The organism is Halohasta sp. A2 (assembly GCF_056175805.1).
The window spans coordinates 1-224 of sequence record NZ_JAQFWV010000372.1; the positions used below are offsets into that span (position 1 = coordinate 1).

Consider the following 224-nt stretch of genomic DNA (forward strand, 5'->3'; position numbering starts at 1 on the left):
CATCCCCCACGCCGCTCCTGCGCGGTTCCGTGAGTTCCCCGGTAGCTCGACCATGCCCTTCGCGTCGAGGTCTTCGACCGCTACGAAGTCGTACTCCCGAGCGTAGTAGTTCGAGAGCTTGTGGAGATAATCGCGACGCTTCCGTTTCAAATCGGCGTGACGTTCGGCCACGATTCGACGCTGTTTCTCCCACTTCGCAGACCCGTGTTCCTTCCGCGAGAGGT

1 protein-coding gene is annotated in these 224 nt (G+C 60.7%); it reads right to left on the reverse strand.

Features of this window, described 5'->3' with window-relative positions; genetic code table 11:
• A partial coding sequence (locus O2S87_RS19470; RefSeq protein ID WP_475410274.1) for a transposase occupies positions 1–224 on the reverse strand: 224 nt, incomplete at both ends.